The sequence below is a fragment of the Variovorax sp. PDC80 genome (assembly GCF_900115375.1).
GTDB lineage: Bacteria > Pseudomonadota > Gammaproteobacteria > Burkholderiales > Burkholderiaceae_C > Variovorax.
This window is the reverse complement of sequence record NZ_FOWG01000011.1, coordinates 137,241-156,342: the sequence shown is the minus strand read 5'-3', so window position 1 is coordinate 156,342 and position 19,102 is coordinate 137,241. Positions and strand designations below refer to the sequence as shown.

11 protein-coding genes are annotated in these 19,102 nt (G+C 69.3%); 4 read left to right on the top strand and 7 right to left on the bottom strand.

Annotated elements, in window-relative coordinates; translation table 11 throughout:
• Positions 1-13: 13 nt before the first annotated feature.
• The 7 genes from BM109_RS28710 to BM109_RS28680 all read right to left on the bottom strand — a co-directional run bounded on the left by BM109_RS28710 (position 14) and on the right by BM109_RS28680 (position 10,973).
• Complete coding sequence (locus BM109_RS28710; RefSeq protein WP_093350542.1) at positions 14-1,882, bottom strand: potassium transporter Kup; 1,869 nt, start codon at positions 1,880-1,882, stop codon at positions 14-16.
• Between the two features lie 189 nt (positions 1,883-2,071).
• Positions 2,072-3,370: a glutamate--cysteine ligase gene (gene gshA / locus BM109_RS28705; RefSeq protein WP_093350539.1), complete on the bottom strand. Its 1,299-nt coding sequence runs from the start codon at positions 3,368-3,370 to the stop codon at positions 2,072-2,074.
• A 411-nt stretch (positions 3,371-3,781) separates the two neighbouring features.
• Positions 3,782-5,074, bottom strand: a complete 1,293-nt coding sequence (locus BM109_RS28700; protein WP_093350536.1) for a glutamate-5-semialdehyde dehydrogenase — start codon at positions 5,072-5,074, stop codon at positions 3,782-3,784.
• A gap of 48 nt (positions 5,075-5,122) precedes the next feature.
• Positions 5,123-6,199, bottom strand: a complete 1,077-nt coding sequence (gene holA, locus BM109_RS28695; protein ID WP_093350533.1) for a DNA polymerase III subunit delta — start codon at positions 6,197-6,199, stop codon at positions 5,123-5,125.
• Between the two features lie 15 nt (positions 6,200-6,214).
• The gene (gene lptE / locus BM109_RS28690) at positions 6,215-6,733 is read right to left on the bottom strand and encodes an LPS-assembly lipoprotein LptE (RefSeq protein ID WP_093350530.1); all 519 of its coding nucleotides are present in this window, start codon (positions 6,731-6,733) and stop codon (positions 6,215-6,217) included.
• 11 nt (positions 6,734-6,744) lie between these two features.
• Entirely contained in the window at positions 6,745-9,375 is a 2,631-nt protein-coding gene (gene leuS / locus BM109_RS28685; protein WP_093350527.1) for a leucine--tRNA ligase, read from the bottom strand.
• Between the two features lie 89 nt (positions 9,376-9,464).
• On the bottom strand, positions 9,465-10,973 hold the full coding sequence (locus BM109_RS28680; RefSeq protein ID WP_093350524.1) for a flavin-containing monooxygenase: 1,509 nt from the start codon (positions 10,971-10,973) through the stop codon (positions 9,465-9,467).
• Between the two features lie 94 nt (positions 10,974-11,067).
• Between BM109_RS28680 and BM109_RS28675 the strand changes: the two genes are divergently transcribed.
• The 4 genes from BM109_RS28675 to glgC all read left to right on the top strand — a co-directional run bounded on the left by BM109_RS28675 (position 11,068) and on the right by glgC (position 19,102).
• Positions 11,068-12,732 (top strand): alpha-amylase family glycosyl hydrolase, encoded by a 1,665-nt coding sequence (locus BM109_RS28675; RefSeq protein ID WP_093350521.1) that lies wholly within the window; start codon positions 11,068-11,070, stop codon positions 12,730-12,732.
• Between the two features lie 4 nt (positions 12,733-12,736).
• On the top strand, positions 12,737-14,908 hold the full coding sequence (gene glgB, locus BM109_RS28670; RefSeq protein ID WP_093350518.1) for a 1,4-alpha-glucan branching protein GlgB: 2,172 nt from the start codon (positions 12,737-12,739) through the stop codon (positions 14,906-14,908).
• A 637-nt stretch (positions 14,909-15,545) separates the two neighbouring features.
• A complete protein-coding gene (gene glgX, locus BM109_RS28655; RefSeq protein WP_093350515.1) occupies positions 15,546-17,672 on the top strand; it encodes a glycogen debranching protein GlgX in 2,127 nt (708 codons plus the stop codon).
• Between the two features lie 101 nt (positions 17,673-17,773).
• Positions 17,774-19,102: a glucose-1-phosphate adenylyltransferase gene (gene glgC, locus BM109_RS28650; protein WP_093350512.1), complete on the top strand. Its 1,329-nt coding sequence runs from the start codon at positions 17,774-17,776 to the stop codon at positions 19,100-19,102.

Sequence of the window (19,102 nt, the reverse complement as noted above, 5' to 3'; positions counted from 1 at the left end):
GCGCGGGCCGGCCTCAGATCTCGATCTTCGAGCCCAGCTCCACCACCGCGTTGTTCGGCAGCCCCAGGAAGGCCGCCGCGCCGCTCGCGTTGTGGTGCATCTGCGCGAACAGCTTCTCGCGCCAGGGCGCCATGCCGCTGCCCAGCGTGGGGATCACGACGTCGCGCGAAAGGAAGTAGCTGGTCAGCATCGGCTCGAGCTGGCAGCCGCGCAGGCGCGCGTTGTCGAGCGCGCGCGGCAGGTCGATGTCGTTCTTGAAGCCGTAGTGCACGATCACCTGCCAGCAATGGCGGCCCAGCGGCTCGATCTCGATGCGCTTGTCCATCGGGATCCACGGCACCTCGTGGTTGCGCACGGTGACGAACAGGTTCTGCTCGTGCAGCACCTTGTTGTGCTTGAGGTTGTGCAGCAGCGCATTGGGCACCACGCCGGGCTCGGCCGTGAGGAACACGGCGGTGCCGTCCACGCGCACCGGCGGGTTCTCGAACACCGAATCGAGGAAGGCCTTCAGCTCGATCGCGTCGGAGCGCTGCACCTCGCCCATGAGGCGGCGCCCTTCCTTCCAGGTGATCATGAGCACGAACACCGCGCCGCCGATCACCAGCGGGAACCAGCCGCCCTCGGGCAGCTTGAGCAGGTTCGACGCGAAGAACATGAAGTCGATGAAGAAGAAGGCCGCGGTCGAGGCGATGCACAGCGCCAGCGGCAGCTTCCAGGCGTAGCGGATCACGAAGAAGGTCAGCACCGTGGTGATCAGCATGTCGGTGGTCACGGCGATGCCGTAGGCCGCGGCCAGGCTGCTCGAGGAGCGGAACATGACCACCGCCAGCACGATCGCCACGAACAGGCCCCAGTTGACCAGCGGGATGTAGATCTGGCCGGCCGTGCGCACGCTGGTGTGCTCGATGTTCAGGCGCGGCAGGTAGCCGAGCTGGATCACCTGGCGCGTGACGCTGAAGGCGCCGGTGATCAGGGCCTGCGAGGCGATCACCGTGGAAGCGGTGGCCAGCAGCACCAGCGGGATCAGCGCCCACTCCGGCGCCATCATGAAGAACGGGTTCTTCACCGCCTCGGGGTTGGCCAGCAGCAGCGCGCCCTGGCCGAAGTAGTTGAGGATCAGCGCCGGCATCACCACGGTGAACCAGGCGATGCGGATCGGGGCCTTGCCGAAGTGGCCGAGGTCGGCGTACAGCGCCTCGGCGCCGGTCACGCACAGCACGATGGCGCCCAGCAGGATGAAGCTGGTGCCGGGGTTGTCCCAGATGAACTTGAGCGCGTAGAACGGGCTCAGGGCCTTCAGGATCTCGGGGTGGTCGACGATGTGCCACACGCCGAGCACCGCCAGCGCGAGGAACCACACCACCGTGATCGGCCCGAAGAAGCGGCCGATGCCCGCGGTGCCGTGCTTCTGCACCGCGAACAGGCAGAACAGCACCACCAGGGTGATCGGGATCACGTAGTGCTTGAAGTGCGGCGACACCACCTCCAGGCCCTCTACCGCCGAGAGCACCGAGATCGCCGGCGTGATGACCCCGTCGCCGTAGAACAGCGAGGTGCCGAAGATGCCGATCACCAGCAGCAGGTGGCGCAGCCGCGGCTTGTCGGCCACGGCGCGCGAGGCCAGCGCCAGCATCGCGACCAGGCCGCCCTCGCCCTCGTTGTCGGCACGCAGCACGAGCACCACGTACTTGAGCGAGACGATGGTGGTGAGCGTCCAGACGAACATCGAGAGGATGCCGTAGACGTTCTCGACGGTGAAGGGAACGTGGCCGTGGCCGAAGACTTCCTTGACGGCATACAGCACGCTGGTGCCGATGTCGCCATAGACGACGCCGATGGCGCCGACGATCAGGCCGGCGGAGAGGGATTTGGGGGCTGACACGAGGTCGATGGGAAAAGGGCCGGCGGCTCGCGATGACGACGCATCAGGTATGCCAGGGGGCGCGCATCGGCGGACGGTGGCATCCGCCGCGCCTCGATCCTCGCCCTCGCCGCCCTTTGATTTCCGTTGCTGTGGGGCCGCTATTCTGCCGTCACCCGCGCGGGCCGCAAACACGGCGCGCGGTGGGGGTCATTCGTAGACTTCGGCGTCCGGGTCGGTGGCTTCCATCTCGTAGCTGGCGGCGACCATCGCGAGCCGGCCGACCACGCCGTACATGTAGAAGCGGTTGGGCGCGCTGGCGCCGGGCTTGGCACCGGGCTGCGGCAGGTGCGCGCTCTCGGAGAAGGCCAGCGGCACGAAGCTCGCGCCGGGCAGCTTGAGGTTCTCGTCGGGCGCGCTGTCGGCATGCACGCGGTAGAAGCCGCCGACCACGTAGCGGTCCATCATGTAGACCACGGGCTCGGCCACGCCGTTGTGCACGCGCTCGTTGGTCAGCACGCCTTCCTGCACGATGATCTCGCCGGGCTCGCGGGCACCGGCCGGCCGGGCCGCCGCGGCGCGCACCTTGCCCGCCAGGCCCTCGACCTCCTTGGCGTCGCGCACCGTCAGCACGCGCGGGCCCTCGGCGCCACTCTGGCCCTTGACCACCACGAAGGGTTTCTCGTTGATGCCGTATTCCTTGTACTTGCGGCGCACCTTGGTCAGCACCGCGTCGACGTGGCTGGTCAGCACGTCGAGGCCGCGGCCCTCGGCCAGGTCGACGCCGTCGGCGCGCGCGTAGATCGGGTTGATGAGCCAGGGATCGATGCCCAGCAGCTTGCCGAAGCGCTTGGACAGTTCCTCGTAGCTGTGCAGGTGGTTGCTCTTGCGGCGCACCGACCAGCCCGCGTGCAGCGGCGGCAGCAGGTACTGCTCGTGCAGGTCCTCGAGGATGCCCGGCGTGCCCGCCGAGAGCGAGTTGTTCAGCAGGATGGTGCAGGGATCGAAGTTCTTCAGGCCCAGGCGGCGCTTGGTGCGCACCACCGGCTCGAGCGTGACGGTGTCGCCGTGCGGCAGCTCGATCTTCTTGGGCGACTTGATCGCCGGATCGATCGAGCCCACGCGCACGTTGAGCCCGGCCATGTGGAAGATCCGCACCATCTGCGCCACGTTGGCCAGGTAGAAGGTGCTGTTCTTGGCGTTGTTCTCGGGAATCACCAGCAGGTTGCGCGCCTCGGGACAGATCTTCTCGATCGCGGCCTGCGCGGCCTGCACCGCCAGCGGCAGCATTTCCTTGGTGAGGTTGTTCCAGCCGCCGGGAAAGAGATTGGTGTCGACCGGCGCCAGCTTGAAGCCCGCGTTGCGGATGTCGACCGCGCTGTAGAACGGCGGCGTGTGCTCCATCCATTCGAGCCGGAACCAGCGCTCGATGGCGGGCATCGAGTCGAGCACCCGCTGCTCCAGTTCGTTGATCGGGCCGGTCAGGGCTGTGACGAGATGCGGAACCATGCGGCGGCCTTCTTTGTTTTCTACTTAAAGGTATGCGGGATTTTAGGGTCTGTCATCCATCCAACGCCCTCGCGAAGCCCTGTTGCGCGGGGCAGTGCAAGGCGCCCTGAGCGCCGCGTAGCGCACTACGCAAGCGAAGGGCAACGCCGCAATGCACCGCGCAACAGGGCTTCCCTCCGGGCTGGCCCCGCCATACGGCGGCTACTTTGTCGGCCGGCTTGCCCATGGGTGGCCATGGGCTGCGCCGTCCTTCGCGTATCCACCGCATGGCGGGGCCAGCGCGAGGGCGTTGGATGGATGACAGACCCTAAGATTTGGGGACGCGCCCCCCGATGACAAGCACCACGGCCTACGTGGAATCCACACGCACCACCGACGCGAAGAGCACCCAACGGCGCCCGTCGCGCCCCCTCAGGTCCGGACTTCGCCCTGCCCCAGCACCACGTACTTGAGCGAGGTCAGCCCTTCGATGCCCACCGGTCCGCGGGCGTGGAACTTGTCGGTGCTGATGCCAATTTCGGCCCCCAGGCCGAACTCGAAACCATCGGCGAAGCGTGTGCTCGCATTGACCATGACGCTGGCCGAATCGACCTCGCGCAGGAAACGCTGGGCATTCACGTGGTCGCGCGTGACGATCGCGTCGGTGTGGTGGCTCGAGTAGTGGTTGATGTGCGCGATGGCCTCCTCGAGGCCCGCCACCACCTTGATGCTGATCACCGCGGCCAGGTATTCCTCGGACCAGTCGGATTCGACCGCGTCCACCACCCTTGCTCCCGGATCGATAGCACCATCGGCGCGCAGGATCTGGGCAGCGGCCGGATCGCAGCGCATCTCGACGCCCTTGGCGGCGAAGATGGCGCCGATCTTCGGCAGGAAGTCCTCGGCCACCGAGGCGGCCACCAGCAGGCCTTCGGCGGCGTTGCAGGGGCTGTACTTCTGGGTCTTGGCGTTGTCGACGATGCGCAGCGCCATGCCGAACTCGGCCGTGTCGTCGACGTAGACGTGGCAGTTGCCGTCCAGGTGCTTGATGACCGGCACCTTGGCGTCGCGGCTGATGCGCTCGATCAGGCCCTTGCCGCCGCGCGGAATGATCACGTCGACGAACTGCGGCATCGCGATCAGCTGGCCGACGGCCTCGCGGTCGGTGGTCTGCACCAGCTGCACCGCCTCCACCGGCAGGCCGGCCTCGGCCAGCGCCTCGGACACCAAGAGCGCCAGCGCCTTGTTCGATTCGATGGCCTCCGAGCCGCCGCGCAGGATGGCGGCGTTGCCCGACTTGATCGCCAGGCTCGCGGCCTCGATGGTCACGTTGGGACGGCTCTCGTAGATCATGCCGAAGACGCCGATCGGCACGCGCATCTGGCCGACGCGGATGCCGCTGGGCTGTTGCTTCATGCCGATGATCTCGCCGATCACGTCGGCCATGCCCGCGAGCTGCTCGCAGCCGAGGGCGACGGTCTCGATCACCTTGGGCCCGAGCTTCAGGCGATCGACCATCGGGGCCGACAGGCCGGCGGCCGTGGCGCGCTCGAGGTCCTTCTGGTTGGCCGTGGCGAGCACCGCGCCGGCTTCGCGCAGGCGCCGGGCCAGCGCCTTCAACGCTACGTTTTTGGTAGCTGCATCCGCTCGCGCCATGAGGGCGGCGGCCGTTTTTGCCTGCAGACCCAGGGTCTGCATGTGTTCGCTGACATTGAACGCGTTCATGGGCGGCATTTTCCCACGCCAACCCTGCGGGCGGCTGACGCCGGGAATTCAGGCGCGGCGCGGTGCGGCGGCGCCACCGTTGCCGCAGGCCCGGCACAGCATCAGCGCCAGCCGCTGCAGCGCCTGCCAGCCGCTGGCCGGCCAGTCGGGCTGCTTCAGGCCCTTGACGATGCCGTCGACCAGGTGCGCCGCGCGCAGCAGCCGCGCCAGCATGCGGTCGTCCAGCCGCGGCAGCACGCGCTCGAAGGCGCGCTCGCGCGGGCCCCAGATGCGGTTCTCGCGCAGCGCCATCGGCAGCGGCCGGCCGGCCGCCATGGCGTCCTTCACGCGCTTGAGCGCGCGGATGTCCTCGGCCAGCGTGTAGTGCACCAGCACCTCGGCCTCGCCCTCGGCCTGCAGGCCGTCGAGCATGCGCGCCACGCGCTGCGGGTTGCCGCCGAGCACGGCCTCGGACAGCTTGAAGACGTCGTAGCGCGCGACATTGTTGACCGCGCCCTCGACCTCTTCCCAGCCGAGTTCGCCGCCCGGATGCAGCAGCGCGAGCTTCTGGATCTCCTGGTGCGCCGCGAGCAGGTTGCCCTCGACGCGGTCGGCGAAGAACTGCAGCGTGCGCTGGCCCTCGTCGCCGGGCTTCACGCGCTGGCCCTGCAGCGCGAGGCGCTGGGCGATCCACTGCGGCAGCGCGGCGCGCTCGATCGGGTCGACCTGGATGCTGGCGCCGTTGTTCTCGAGCGCCGAGAACCAGGCGCCGGTGCGCGTGGCCTTGTCCAGCCGCGGCAGCATCACCAGCGTGAGCGTGCTGTCGTTCGCAGCCGCGCCCTCGGCGATCTGCTGCAGCGCGGCGCTGCCGTCCTTGCCGGGCTTGCCCGAGGGGATGCGGATCTCGACCATCTGCTTGTCGGCGAACAGCGAGAGCGATCCGCCGGCCGCGAGCACCGCGCTCCAGTCGAAGTGCGCGCCGGCCACGGTGTACGAGCTGCGCTCGGTGTAGCCCTGCGCGCGCGCCGCCACGCGGATGGCGTCGGCCGCCTCCTGCGCGAGCAGCGGCTCGTCGCCGTGGATCGTATAGAGCGGCTTCAGCCCCTTCTGCAGGTGGGCCGAAAGCTGGGCGCTGGCAAGCTGCATCGCGTCAGCGGCCGGTCACAGCGTCTTCACCGCCCCGAGGCGGCGCACCAGCTGCTGCGCGATGTCGACCTGCATGTCGCGGAACAGCAGGTCGGCCTCGCCTTCCTTGGCCAGCGCATTGGTCTCGTTGAAGGTCAGGTCGCGCGTCTGCATGAGCTCGGTGGCCGCCAGCAGGTCCTTGCCGCCCTGCGCGTGCAGCCGGAAGCGCACCTTGAGCACGAGCTGGATCTCGCGCAGCAGGCCGACCGAGTTGGTCGACACCACCAGTCGCTCGCGGTCCTCGCCGAGGATGTCGAGCACCGCCTCGGCGCTCTTGTCGTCGCCCGGCAGCAAGGTCACCGTGCCCGCCGCGCGCAGGTTGCGGCGGATCTGGTTGACCAGCGCCGAGTTGCCCGAGACCGCGATCGACTTGAAGGCGAAGACCGGCGGCTTGCGCAGCTCGAAGCCGCAACCGGCCAGGCCCAGCGAGGCGCCGCCGGCCGCCAGGCCCAGGAGGAAGCCGCGGCGCGGCAGCGAGACAGTGCGGATGTTCATGCTTGGCTTGTTCAAATGACCACGTTGACCAGGCGGCCCGGCACCACGATCACGCGCTTGGCGCTCGCGCCCGGCGCGAAGGTGGTGAAGTCCTCGCAGGCCAGCGCGAGCTTCTCGATCTCGTCCTTGGAGGCGCCGGCCGGCACCAGCAGCTTGCCGCGCAGCTTGCCGTTGACCTGCAGCATCAGCTCGATCTCGTCCTGCGCCAGCGCATCGACGTCGACCGTGGGCCACGGCGCGTCGAGCAGGGCGCCGAGCGTCCGGTCGTAGCCGAGCTCGGTCCACAGCTGCTGGGCGATGTGCGGCGTGGCGGGATAGAGGCAGCGCAGCAGGATGCCGAAGCCTTCGTGCAGCGCGGCCGCGTCGCCCGCGCTGCCGTCGGGCTTGAAGCCCTCGAGCGCGTTGAGCAGCTTCATCGCGCCCGACACCACGGTGTTGTATTGCATGCGCTGGTAGTCGTAGTCGACCTGGCGCAGCACGGTGTGCACCTCGCGGCGCAGCGCCTGGGCCGGCTTGCCGTAGGCCGGCTTGCCGCCCGCGGCGGCCGCGAGCCCCGACTGCGCCGCGCCGAAATTCCACACGCGGCGCAGGAAGCGGTAGCTGCCCTCGACGGCCGCGTCGTTCCACTCGAGCGTGGCTTCGGGCGGCGCCGTGAACATGGTATACAGGCGCGCGGTGTCGGCGCCGTACTTCTCGATCAGGTCCTGCGGGTCGACGCCGTTGCGCTCGCTCTTGCCCATCTTGCCGACGCCGCCGTACTCGACCTTGGTGCCGTCGGCCGCGGTGCCGCCGACGATGCGGCCCTGCGCGTCGAGCTCCGGCGTGACTTCCGAGGGCGGGAAGTAGTCCTTGCCGCCCTTCTCGTTGCGCGCGTAGAAGATCTGGTTGAGCACCATGCCCTGGGTCAGCAGCTTGCTGAAGGGCTCGTCGGCCTTCACCAGGCCGAGGTCGCGCATCACCTTGGTCCAGAAGCGCGCATACAGCAGGTGAAGAATGGCGTGCTCGATGCCGCCGATGTACTGGTCCATCGGCATCCAGTAGTCGGCGCCCTCGGCCACCATCGCCTGGTCGTTCTTCGGATCGCAGTAGCGCATGAAGTACCACGACGAGTCGACGAAGGTGTCCATCGTGTCGGTCTCGCGCCGCGCGGCCTTGCCGCACACCGGGCACACCACGCCGGCGTGGAAGCCTTCGTGCTTGTTCAGCGGATTGCCGGAACCGTCGGGCACGCAGTCGGTGGGCAGCACCACCGGCAGGTCCTTCTCGGGCACCGGCACCGCGCCGTGCTCCTCGCAATGGATGATCGGGATCGGCGTGCCCCAGTAGCGCTGGCGGCTCACGCCCCAGTCGCGCAGGCGCCAGGTGGTCTGCAGTTCGCCCAGGCCCTTCTGGCCCAGCGCATGCGCCACGGCGGCCACGGCCTCCTTGTACGACATGCCGCTGAAGTTGTCGGAGTTGATGGTCACGCCGCGCTGCTTGTCGCCGTACCAGTCCTGCCACTTGTGATAGTCGAAGTGCGGCTCGTCGTCGACCAGCACCACCTGGATGATCTCGATGCCGTACTTGTTGGCGAAGGCGAAGTCGCGCTCGTCGTGCGCGGGCACGCCCATCACGGCGCCGTCGCCGTAGCCGATCAGCACGTAGTTGCCGACCCACACCGGTACCTGCTCCTCGGTGATCGGGTGCGTCACGGTCAGGCCCGTGGGCACGCCCTTCTTCTCCTGCGTGGCGAGCTCGGCCTCGGTGGTGCCGCCGCTCTTGCATTCCTCGATGAAGGCCGCGACCTTGGGATCGAGCGTGGCGGCATGCGCGGCCAGCGGATGCTCGGGCGCGACGGCGCAGAAGGTCACGCCCATGATGGTGTCGGCGCGCGTGGTGAACACGTACATGCGGCCGTCCTGGATCGGCTGGCCGTCGGCGCCCTGGATGTCATGGGTGAAGGCGAAGCGCACGCCCTCGCTCTTGCCGATCCAGTTCTCCTGCATCAGCTTGACGCGCTCGGGCCAGCCCGGCAGCTTGTGCTGGGTGTGCTCGAGCAGTTCCTCGGCGTAGTCGCTGATCTTCAGGTAGTAGCCCGGGATCTCGCGGCGCTCGACCGTGGCGCCGGTGCGCCAGCCCTTGCCGTCGATCACCTGCTCGTTGGCCAGCACGGTCTGGTCGACCGGGTCCCAGTTCACGACCTGGGTCTTGCGGTAGGCAATGCCCTTCTCGAGCATCTTCAGGAACAGCCACTGGTTCCACTTGTAGTAGCTCGGATCGCAGGTGGCGATCTCACGGCTCCAGTCGATCGCCAGGCCCATGGCCTGGAGCTGGCCCTTCATGTAGGCGATGTTCTCGTAGGTCCACTTGGCCGGCGGCACGCCGTTCTTCAGCGCCGCGTTCTCGGCCGGCAGGCCGAAGGCGTCCCAGCCCATGGGCATCAGCACGTTGTAGCCGCTCATGCGCAGGTAGCGCGTGAGCATGTCGTTGATCGTGTAGTTGCGCACGTGGCCCATGTGCAGCTTGCCGCTGGGGTACGGCAGCATCGAGCAGGCGTAGTACTTCTTGCGGCTCGCGTCCTCGGTCACGCGGTAGGCATCGGCGGCGCTCCATTGCGCCTGGGCAGCGGACTCGACGTCGCTGGGTTTGTAGCTGGGGTTCATGACGGGGCTTCGGCAGGAGCCCGGCGCGGGGCGGCCGGGAAGGCGGATTATCGCGCCCCGGCCGCCGGGCTCCCGCCGGGCCGGGCCATTCAGCCGGCTTTGGGTGCCGGCCGCCGGTCGGGCAGTGGCGCGGGCGTCCATTCGTCGCCGTACAGCTCGGGCTCGGCATAGGCCTCGATGTTCGCGAAATGCCGCTCGAAGTCCTCGCGGTAGAACAGCCCCGCGATGCCCGCGGCCAGCCGCTTGGCGCCATCGCTGATGGCCGGGATGTCGCCCGAGACCGTGCCGTGCGAGAGCGCGGCCGGATAGCAGAAGCAGTGGATGCGCGCCAGCCCCGGGCACGCGTCCGCCACCCGTTCCTTGAACTCGAACACCGGGCCGAGGTCGGGCGAATCGGCCAGTTCCTGGTCCTCCTCGCCGGGCGCGGGCAGGTAGCGTTCCTTCCAGGTCCGCACATGGGGCGCGATGGCGGCGAACTCGGGGCGCGCGGCCCAGTCGACCTTGAAGCCGGTCGAGACGATCAGGAAGTCGAACTCGAAATCCGCGCGCGGCGTTGCCACGCAGATCGTGCCGTCGCCGGCCAGCGCCACCGCCTCGACCGGGCAGCCGAAGTTGAAAAAGGCGTTGGCGAAGCGCGACACGCGCAAGGTGCTGCCGTGCGGCGGCGGCACGTTGAGCCGGTTGATGTAGTGGCGCACGCGCCACTTGTGCGCGTCGGGCAGGTCGTAGTGCCCCTGGGTCAGGCCCGGCACCCCGGCGCCCTTGCCCTTGTTGACGCGCGGCAGGTCGAGGCGGCGGATCAGCAGCTCGACGCTGTGGGCGCCGGCCTCCAGCGCGGTGGCGGCGCTGTCCATGGCCGAGGAGCCTGCGCCGATCACGCCCACGCGCAGCCCGGCGAGCCGGCCGTAGTCCATGGCGTCGGACGAATGCGCCCAGCGCTCGCGCGGCAGGCCGGCGACGAAATCCGGCACCGCCGGGCCGCCGAGGCCGTCGCGCCCGGTGGCCAGCACCACGCGGCGCGCGAACACGCGCCGCGCGCCGGCCGGCGTGCGCAGGTCCAGCCGCACCAGCGCGCCGCCGGCCTCGGGCACGATCGCCGTGACCGCGCAGTCGTTGCGCACCTCGAGCGCCATCACGCGCCGGTACCAGCGCAGGTAGTCCATCCATTGCAGCCGCGGGATCTTGTCGAGCGCGGCCCAGGCGGTGCTGCCGTGCTGGGCCTCGAACCAGGCGCGGAAGCTCAGCGCCGCGAGCCCCAGCGCCGGGCCGGTGAGTTCCTTCGGCGAGCGCAGCGTCTCCATGCGTGCGGTGGTGGCCCAGGGCCCTTCGAAACCCTCGGGCGCGCGATCGAACACCACGGCACGGATGCCCTGGTGGGCCAGCGCGGCCGCCGCGGCCAGCCCGGCCTGCCCGCCGCCGACGATGGCCACGTCGAGCACCGCCTCGCCCTCGTGTTCGCAGGCCGGCATCCAGGCGCGGGCGCGCCAGCCCAGGATGTCGAGGTCGCGCGCGAGCCGGCGCTCGAGCGCGGGCAGTCCTTCGGCATCGGAAGCGGGAGGCGGGGAACCCGCGGTGGCGTGGGGAATCGTCTCTGTCATGGAGGGCGTGCAGTGTAGAGAGTCGCGGAGCGCGCACGAGCGTACCGCTGGCCCGGATTTCGCATGCCACAATGATTTCAGACCAAGGGACAGCATGGGCAGCAGCAGCAACGGCAGCAAGAGCGATGACTGGTGGCGCGGCGCGGTGATCTATCAGATCTATCCGCGCAGTTTCATGGACAGCAACGGCGATGGCATCGGCGACCTGCCCGGCATCACGGCGCGGCTGCCGCACGTGGCCTCGCTCGGGGTCGACGCGATCTGGGTCTCGCCCTTCTTCCGTTCGCCGATGAAGGACTTCGGCTACGACGTGGCCGACTACCGCGCGGTCGACCCGATGTTCGGCACCCTGGCCGACTTCGACGCCATGCTCGCGCGGGCGCACGAACTGGGCCTGAAGCTCATCATCGACCAGGTGCTCTCGCACACCTCCGACCAGCACGCCTGGTTCGCCGAGAGCCGCGCGAGCCGCGACAACCCCAAGGCCGACTGGTACGTGTGGGCCGACCCCAAGCCCGACGGCACGCCGCCCAACAACTGGCTCTCGGTCTTCGGCGGGCCGGCCTGGCAATGGGATTCGCGCCGCCGCCAGTACTACCTGCACAGCTTCCTGGCCGAGCAGCCCGATCTCAACTTCCATTGCCCCGCGGTGCAGGACGCGCTGCTCGGCGAGGTCGGCTTCTGGTGCGAGCGCGGCGTCGACGGCTTCCGCTTCGACGCCTGCAACCACCAGTTCCACGATGCCCTGCTGCGCAGCAACCCGCCGGCCTCGGCGCAGTCGGTGGGCGAGGTCAGCACGGTGCGCGCCGACAACCCCTATGCGATGCAGCAGCACCTGTACGACAAGAGCCAGGGCGAGAACCTGCTGTTCCTCGAGCGGCTGCGCGCCCTGCTCGACCGCCACGGCGCGGTCGCGCTCGGCGAGGTCGGCGACGAGAACGCGCCGCCCGTGATGGCGCAGTACACCGCGCGCGACCGGCGCCTGCACTTGGCCTACAGCTTCAGCCTGCTGACCGCCGACCACACGGCGAAGCACCTGCGCCAGCAGGTCGAGGCGCTCGACCGCGCGCTCGCGGCCACCGGCGGCTGGGGCTGCTGGGCGGTGTCGAACCACGACGTGCCGCGCGTGGTCACGCGCTGGAGCGACGGCGGCGCGCCCGATGCGCGGCGCGACCGGCTGTGGCTCGCGCTGCTGCTGTCGCTGCGCGGCAGCGCCGGCATCTACCAGGGCGAGGAACTGGGCCTGCCCGAGGCCGAGGTGCCGTTCGAGCTGCTGCAGGACCCCTACGGCCGCGCCTTCTGGCCCGAGTTCAAGGGCCGCGACGGCTGCCGCACGCCGATGCCCTGGCGCGGCGACGACGCGCAGGGCGGCTTCACCACCGGCACGCCGTGGCTGCCGATGTCGCCCGCGCACCTGCCGCTGGCGGTCGATCGCCAGGAAGGCGATGAACAGTCGATGCTGGCCTTCAGCCGCGCGATGCTGCACTGGCGCCGCGCGCAGCCGCTGCTGCACACGGCAGCCATCGCTTTCTTCGACGCGCCCGAACCGGTGCTGTGGTTCGAGCGGCGCGAGGGCGCGCATTCACTGCAGGCCGTGTTCAACCTCGGCGCGGCGCCGATGTCGATCGTGCTGCGCGACGAGCTGCGGCCGCTGGTCGATGCACCGCTGGCTTCGAGCGCGACGCTCGGCGGCCCCGAAGGGCGCACGCTCGCGCTGGCGCCCTTCGGTGCCTTCTTCGGCGAACCGATCACCGACTGATCCCATGGCCCCGACACAACTGCCCGAAGCCGAAGTCCATGCGCTGATGCGCGCCGAGCACGGCAACCCCTTCGGCGTGCTCGGCCCGCACGAGACCTCGCGCGGCCTGGTGGTGCGCGCCCTGCTGCCCGGCGCGCAGGGCGTGACGGTGCTGCATGCGCGCACCGGCTGGCCGCTGGCCACGCTCGAGCGGCACGAGGGCTCCGACATCTTCGCGGGCCTGGTGCCCGCGGCCGAGGCGCGCATGGGCTATGCGTTCCAGGTCGACTGGGGCTCGCACGTCTCGCGCATCGACGACCCCTACCGCTTTCCCTTCGTGCTCGGCGACACCGACATCTGGCTGCTGGCCGAGGGCACGCACCTGCGGCCCTGGGAGCGCCTGGGCGCGCACCTGCGCGAGATGGACGGCGTCAAGGGCGTGGCCTTCGCGGTCTGGGCGCCGAATGCGCGCCGCGTGTCGGTGGTCGGCGACTTCAACAACTGGGACGGCCGGCGCCACATGATGCGGCTGCGCCGCGAATGCGGCGTGTGGGAGGTCTTCGCGCCGCACGTGGCGGTGGGCGATGCCTACGAGTTCGAGATCCTGTCGGCGCAGGGCGAGCTGCTGCGCAAGGCCGATCCCTTCGCCTTCTCGTCGCGGCTGCGGCCCGACACCGCCTGCGTGGTGCGCCCGCTGCCGCCGGTCGCCACCATGCCCGCGGGCCGCGCCAAGGCCAACGGGCGCGATGCGCCTATCAGCATCTACGAGGTGCACCTGGGCTCGTGGCGGCGCAAGAACGGCCACGAATGGCTGGACTACATCGAGCTCGCCGACACCCTGGTGCCCTACGTGCGCGACCTCGGCTTCACGCACATCGAACTGCTGCCCATCACCGAGCATCCGTTCGACGGCTCCTGGGGCTACCAGCCGATCGGCCTCTATGCGCCGACCTCGCGCTTCGGCACCCCGAGCGACTTCCGCTTCTTCGTGGCCGCGGCCCATGCGGCCGGGCTCGGCGTGATCCTCGACTGGGTGCCCGCGCACTTCCCGACCGACGCGCACGGCCTGGGCCGCTTCGACGGCACGGCGCTGTACGAGTACGCCGATCCGCGCGAGGGCTTCCACAACGACTGGAACACGCTGATCTTCAACTGGTCGCGCACGGAGGTGCGCAACTACCTCGTGGGCAACGCGCTGTACTGGCTCGAGCGCTACGGCATCGACGGCCTGCGCGTGGACGCCGTGGCCTCGATGCTCTACCGCGACTACAGCCGCGGACCCGGCGAGTGGGTGCCGAACGCGCAGGGCGGGCGCGAGAACCTCGAGGCGATCGAGTTCCTGCGCCGCATGAACCGCGTGGTGGGCACCGAGCGCCCCGGCGCGGTGACGATCGCCGAGGAATCGACCAGCTTCCCCGGCGTGACGCGCCCGCCCGAGGACGGCGGGCTGGGCTTCCACTACAAGTGGAACATGGGCTGGATGAACGACACCCTGGCCTACGCGGGCAAGGACCCGCTGTACCGGCCGCATCACCACCGCGAGATCACCTTCGGGCTGATGTACGCGCACAGCGAGAACTTCGTGCTGCCGTTCTCGCACGACGAGGTGGTGCACGGCAAGGGCTCGATGATCGCGCGCATGCCGGGCGACGAGTGGCAGAAGTTCGCGGGGCTGCGCAACCTGTACGGCTACCTCTGGGCCTATCCGGGGAAGAAGCTGCTGTTCATGGGCTGCGAGTTCGCGCAGGTGGCGGAGTGGAATGCGGACCGCAGCCTGGACTGGCATCTGCTCGAGCATGCATCGCACCAGGGGGTTCGGCGGCTGGTGCGGGATCTCAACAACGTGTATCGGCACTATCCGGCGTTGCACGAGCTCGACCATGAAGGGGCGGGGTTCGAGTGGCTCGTGCATGACGATACGGCGCAGTCGGTGTTCGCGTTCGTTCGTCGGGGGCGGGATGGGGCGTTTGTCGTGGCGGTTTGCAACTTCACGCCTGTGGTTCGGCATGGGTATCGGTTGGGGGTGCCTTGTTCGGGGTCCTATCGGGAGATCATCAATACCGATGGGGTTGTTTATGGGGGGAGTGGGGTGGGGAATGGGGTGGTTGCCAGTGAGGCTTTGGCTTGGCATGGGAAAGCGGATTCGGTGGTGGTTGATTTGCCTCCCCTGGCTACCTTGATGTGGGTGTTGGCTTGAATTTGAGTTGTTTGTCTTGCAGAGGCAGGAGCCGGGAATTCCGCCCGGCGGCGGACCTACTTTCTTTTGCTTCGCCAAAAGAAAGTAGGCAAAGAAAAGGCGACCCCACTGTCTGTGTCCCTCCGCTTCGCTGCGGGCAACCTGCGGTGCTCGGGGAAAGCGGGGGTCCGCAGAACTCGCTCCACTTCGTTCCGCTCAGACAGCTGCGGCCCTTATCCCGCTTTCCCCTGCGCTCCTCGGCACAGCCAGAGGGGATCAGGGTCAACGCGCCATGGCGCGTCCTTGTGTGGGGTGGGGGAGTGCGAAGGCCCCGGGTCTTCTTCCACCGGGGCCGAGCAAAGCGAAGGCCCGTTGGGTCTTCGTGGCCGAGCGCAGCGACGGCCCGACCCACCCCCTCTGGCTGCGCCGAGGAGCGCAGCGTTTCGCGGATAAGGGCTCGCAGCTGTTTGAGCGAAGCGAGTTCTGCGAGACCCCGCGAAACGCGAGCACCGCAGGTTGCCCGTAGCGAAGCGAAGGGTCGCAGACAGCGGGGTCGCCTTTTCTTTGGTTACTTTCTTTTGGCGAAGCAAAAGAAAGTGACTCGCCCGCCGGGGCGAAATCCCGGCTCCTGCCTCAGCAAGAGAAAGCCTCAACCATCGTGCTGAACCCAGGAACCCCCTACCCCCTGGGCGCCACAGCAACCCAGACAGGCGTCAACTTCGCGCTCGTAGCACCCAGCGCTGAGAAGGTAGAACTCTGCCTATTCGACCCCACAGGCACCCACGAACAGCAGCGACTCAAGCTCCCCGAGTTCACAGACGGCATCTGGCACGGCCAGCTCCCCAGCGCCCGCCCCGGCCTCGTCTACGCCTACCGCGTCCACGGCCCCTGGTCCCCGAGCGAGGGCCATCGCTTCAACCCATCGAAGCTGCTGCTAGACCCCTACGCCCGCGAGATCGTCGGACGCTACGACGGCAGCGACCTCTCCCACGGCCACACCGCCGCCGACCCGACGCAGCGCGACACACGGGACAACGCCAGCATCGCCCTCAAGGCCCGCGTGGTGCCCGCGCCAACCCATCCGAACCCAGGCCACGCCCGCATCCCCCCCACAGACCGCGTGATCTGCGAACTCCACGTCCGCGGCCACACGAAGCTGCACCCCGCGGTCCCCGCCCCCTTGCGCGGCAGCTACGCCGCCCTCGCCGAGCCGGCCGTGCTCGACCACCTGCAGCGCCTGGGCGTCACCACGCTGAGCCTGATGCCGGTGCAGCACCGCGCCGACGAGGAACGGCTGCTCGCGATGGGCCTCACGAACTACTGGGGCTACAACACCATCGGCTGGTTCGCGCCCGAGGCGCGCTACTGGAGCGGCCGCCCCGGCACCACGCCGGCCGGCGAGTTCCGCGCGCTGGCCGACGCGGTGCATGCGCGCGGCATGGAACTGGTGATCGACGTGGTCTACAACCACAGCGCCGAGAGCGACGAGCTCGGCCCCACGCTGTCGCTGCGCGGCATCGACAACGCCCTCTACTACCACCTGCGCGCCGACGACCGCGCCCTCTACGAGAACTGGGCCGGCACGGGCAACTGCCTGAACCTCGGCGAGCCGCGCGTGCTGCAACTCGTGATGGACAGTCTGCGCTTCTGGGCCGGCGAAATGGGGGTCGATGGCTTCCGCTTCGACCTCGCGCCGGTGCTGGGCCGCGCCACGGCCACGGGCTTCGATCCGCGCGCACCCTTCTTCGCGGCCATCGCGCAGGACCCGCTGCTGTCGCGCACGCTGCTGATCGCCGAGCCCTGGGACATCGGGCCGGGCGGCTACCGGCTCGGCGAATTCCCGCCGGGCTGGCTCGAATGGAACGACCGCTTCCGCGACACGCAGCGCGGCTTCTGGCTGCGCCAGGACCGCGAGGGGCGCGCCGGCCTCGGCGACTTCGCGCACCGCTTCACGGCCTCGAGCGCGCAGTTCGCGCACGACGGGCGCTCGCCCGCCGCGAGCGTGAACTTCGTGACCGCGCACGATGGCTTCACGCTGCGCGACCTGCTGAGCTACGACACGCGCCACAACGAGGCCAACGGCGAGAACAACCGCGACGGCCATGGCCACAACCTGAGCCGCAACTGCGGCGTGGAAGGCCCGAGCGACGATCCCGCGGTGCGGGCCGAACGGCTGCGGCTGCGGCGCGCGCTGCTGGCCGCGCTGATGCTGTCGCAGGGCACGCCGATGCTTCTGGCCGGCGACGAGATCGGCCACTCGCAACACGGCAACAACAACGCCTACTGCCAGGACAACGAGACCACCTGGCTGCACTGGGTCGGCAGCACCGACCCGGCCGGCGAGCCGGCGCAGTTGAGCGCCTTCGTGGCGCGGCTGGCCGCGCTGCGGCGCGCGGCACCGGTGCTGCGCAGCACGCGCTGGTGGCCGGCCGATCCCGCGCCGGGCACGGCCGGCATCCGCTGGCTGCGGCCCGACGGCGCACCGATGCAGCCGCCGAACTGGGAAGGCGGCACGGCCCTTGCAATCCTGTTCGGCAGCCTGGAGGCAGGCACCGCCAAGGAGACACCGACATCGACCACCACCCCAGCGACACCGAAGGCAGCGCCGGCCTGGCTGCTGCTCGTGAACGCGGGCGCGCAGGCGCAGCCGTTCCGCCTGCCGCCCGGCGCCTGGCATGGCGTCCTCGCCAGCGACCCCGCCATCGACCCGGGCCCCGAGCCCTCGGTCGTGAACGTTGCCGAGGTCGCGATACCGCCCTCGAGCCTCTGGATTGCAAGAACGTAGGAGCCTGCGCCGCGCGGCGGTGCTAGTGTGCAAGGGCCCGAGCGGGCACAGGCACACACAGAAACTCTGACGACACACGAACGAACGAACGGAGACACAGGATGGATCACAAGACACCCGCGGCCGCCCCCGGCACGCCGCTGCAATCGCACCAGCTCGTGCGCCGCACCATCGCGCTGGTACTGGCCGGCGGACGCGGCTCCCGGCTCAAGCAGCTGACCGACCGGCGCGCCAAGCCGGCCGTGTATTTCGGCGGCAAGTTCCGCATCATCGATTTCGCGCTCTCCAACTGCCTCAACTCGGGCATCCGGCGCATGGCGGTGGTCACGCAGTACAAGTCGCATTCGCTGATGCGCCACCTGCAGCGCGGCTGGAGCTTCCTGCGCGCCGAGCTCAACGAGATGGTCGACGTGCTGCCCGCGCAGCAGCGCATGGGCGACGAGCACTGGTACCGCGGCACGGCCGACGCGGTCTACCAGAACCTCGACATCATCCAGACCCGCTCCACGCCGCACGACTACGTGGTGGTGCTCGCGGGCGACCACATCTACAAGATGGACTACTCGATCATGGTCAAGGACCATGCCGAGAGCGGCGCGGGCTGCACCGTGGGCTGCATCGAGGTGCCGCGCATGGAGGCCACGGCCTTCGGCGTGATGGCGATCGACGACAGCCGCCGCATCACCAGCTTCCTCGAGAAGCCGGCCGACCCGCCCGCGATGCCGGGCCACCCCGACGTGGCACTGGCCAGCATGGGCATCTACGTGTTCGATTCGGCCTACCTCTACAAGCTGCTCGAGGAAGACAGCCGCGACCCGAACTCCAGCCACGACTTCGGCAAGGACATCATCCCGCGCGCGGTGGCCGAGGGCCGGGCGCTCGCGCATCCGTTCGGCATGTCCTGCGTCACGCGGGCCTCGCGCGGGCCGGGCGCCAAGGCCTACTGGCGCGACGTGGGCACGATTGATGCATTCTGGGCGGCGAACCTCGACCTCGCGTCGATCACCCCGGAGCTGGACATCTATGACACCGACTGGCCCATCTGGACCTACCAGCGGCAGCTGCCTCCGGCCAAGTTCGTGCTCGACCGCGACGGCCGCCACGGCATGACGGTCAACACCATCGTCTCGGGCGGCTGCATCGTCTCGGGCTCGCAGGTCAGCAGCTCGGTGCTGTTCTCGGGCGTGCGCATCCACTCGTTCTGCACCGTCCACGAGGCGGTGCTGCTGCCCGACGTGGAGGTCGGGCGCGGCTGCCGGCTCAGCCGCGTGGTGATCGACCGCGCCTGCGTGATCCCCGACGAGATGGTGATCGGCGAGGACGCCGAGGCCGATGCCGCGCGCTTCGAGCGCACGGAAACGGGCGTGGTGCTGGTCACGCGCGAAATGCTCAAGCGGCTGGCGGAGCGCTCCGCGGCGCCCGCCGCCTGA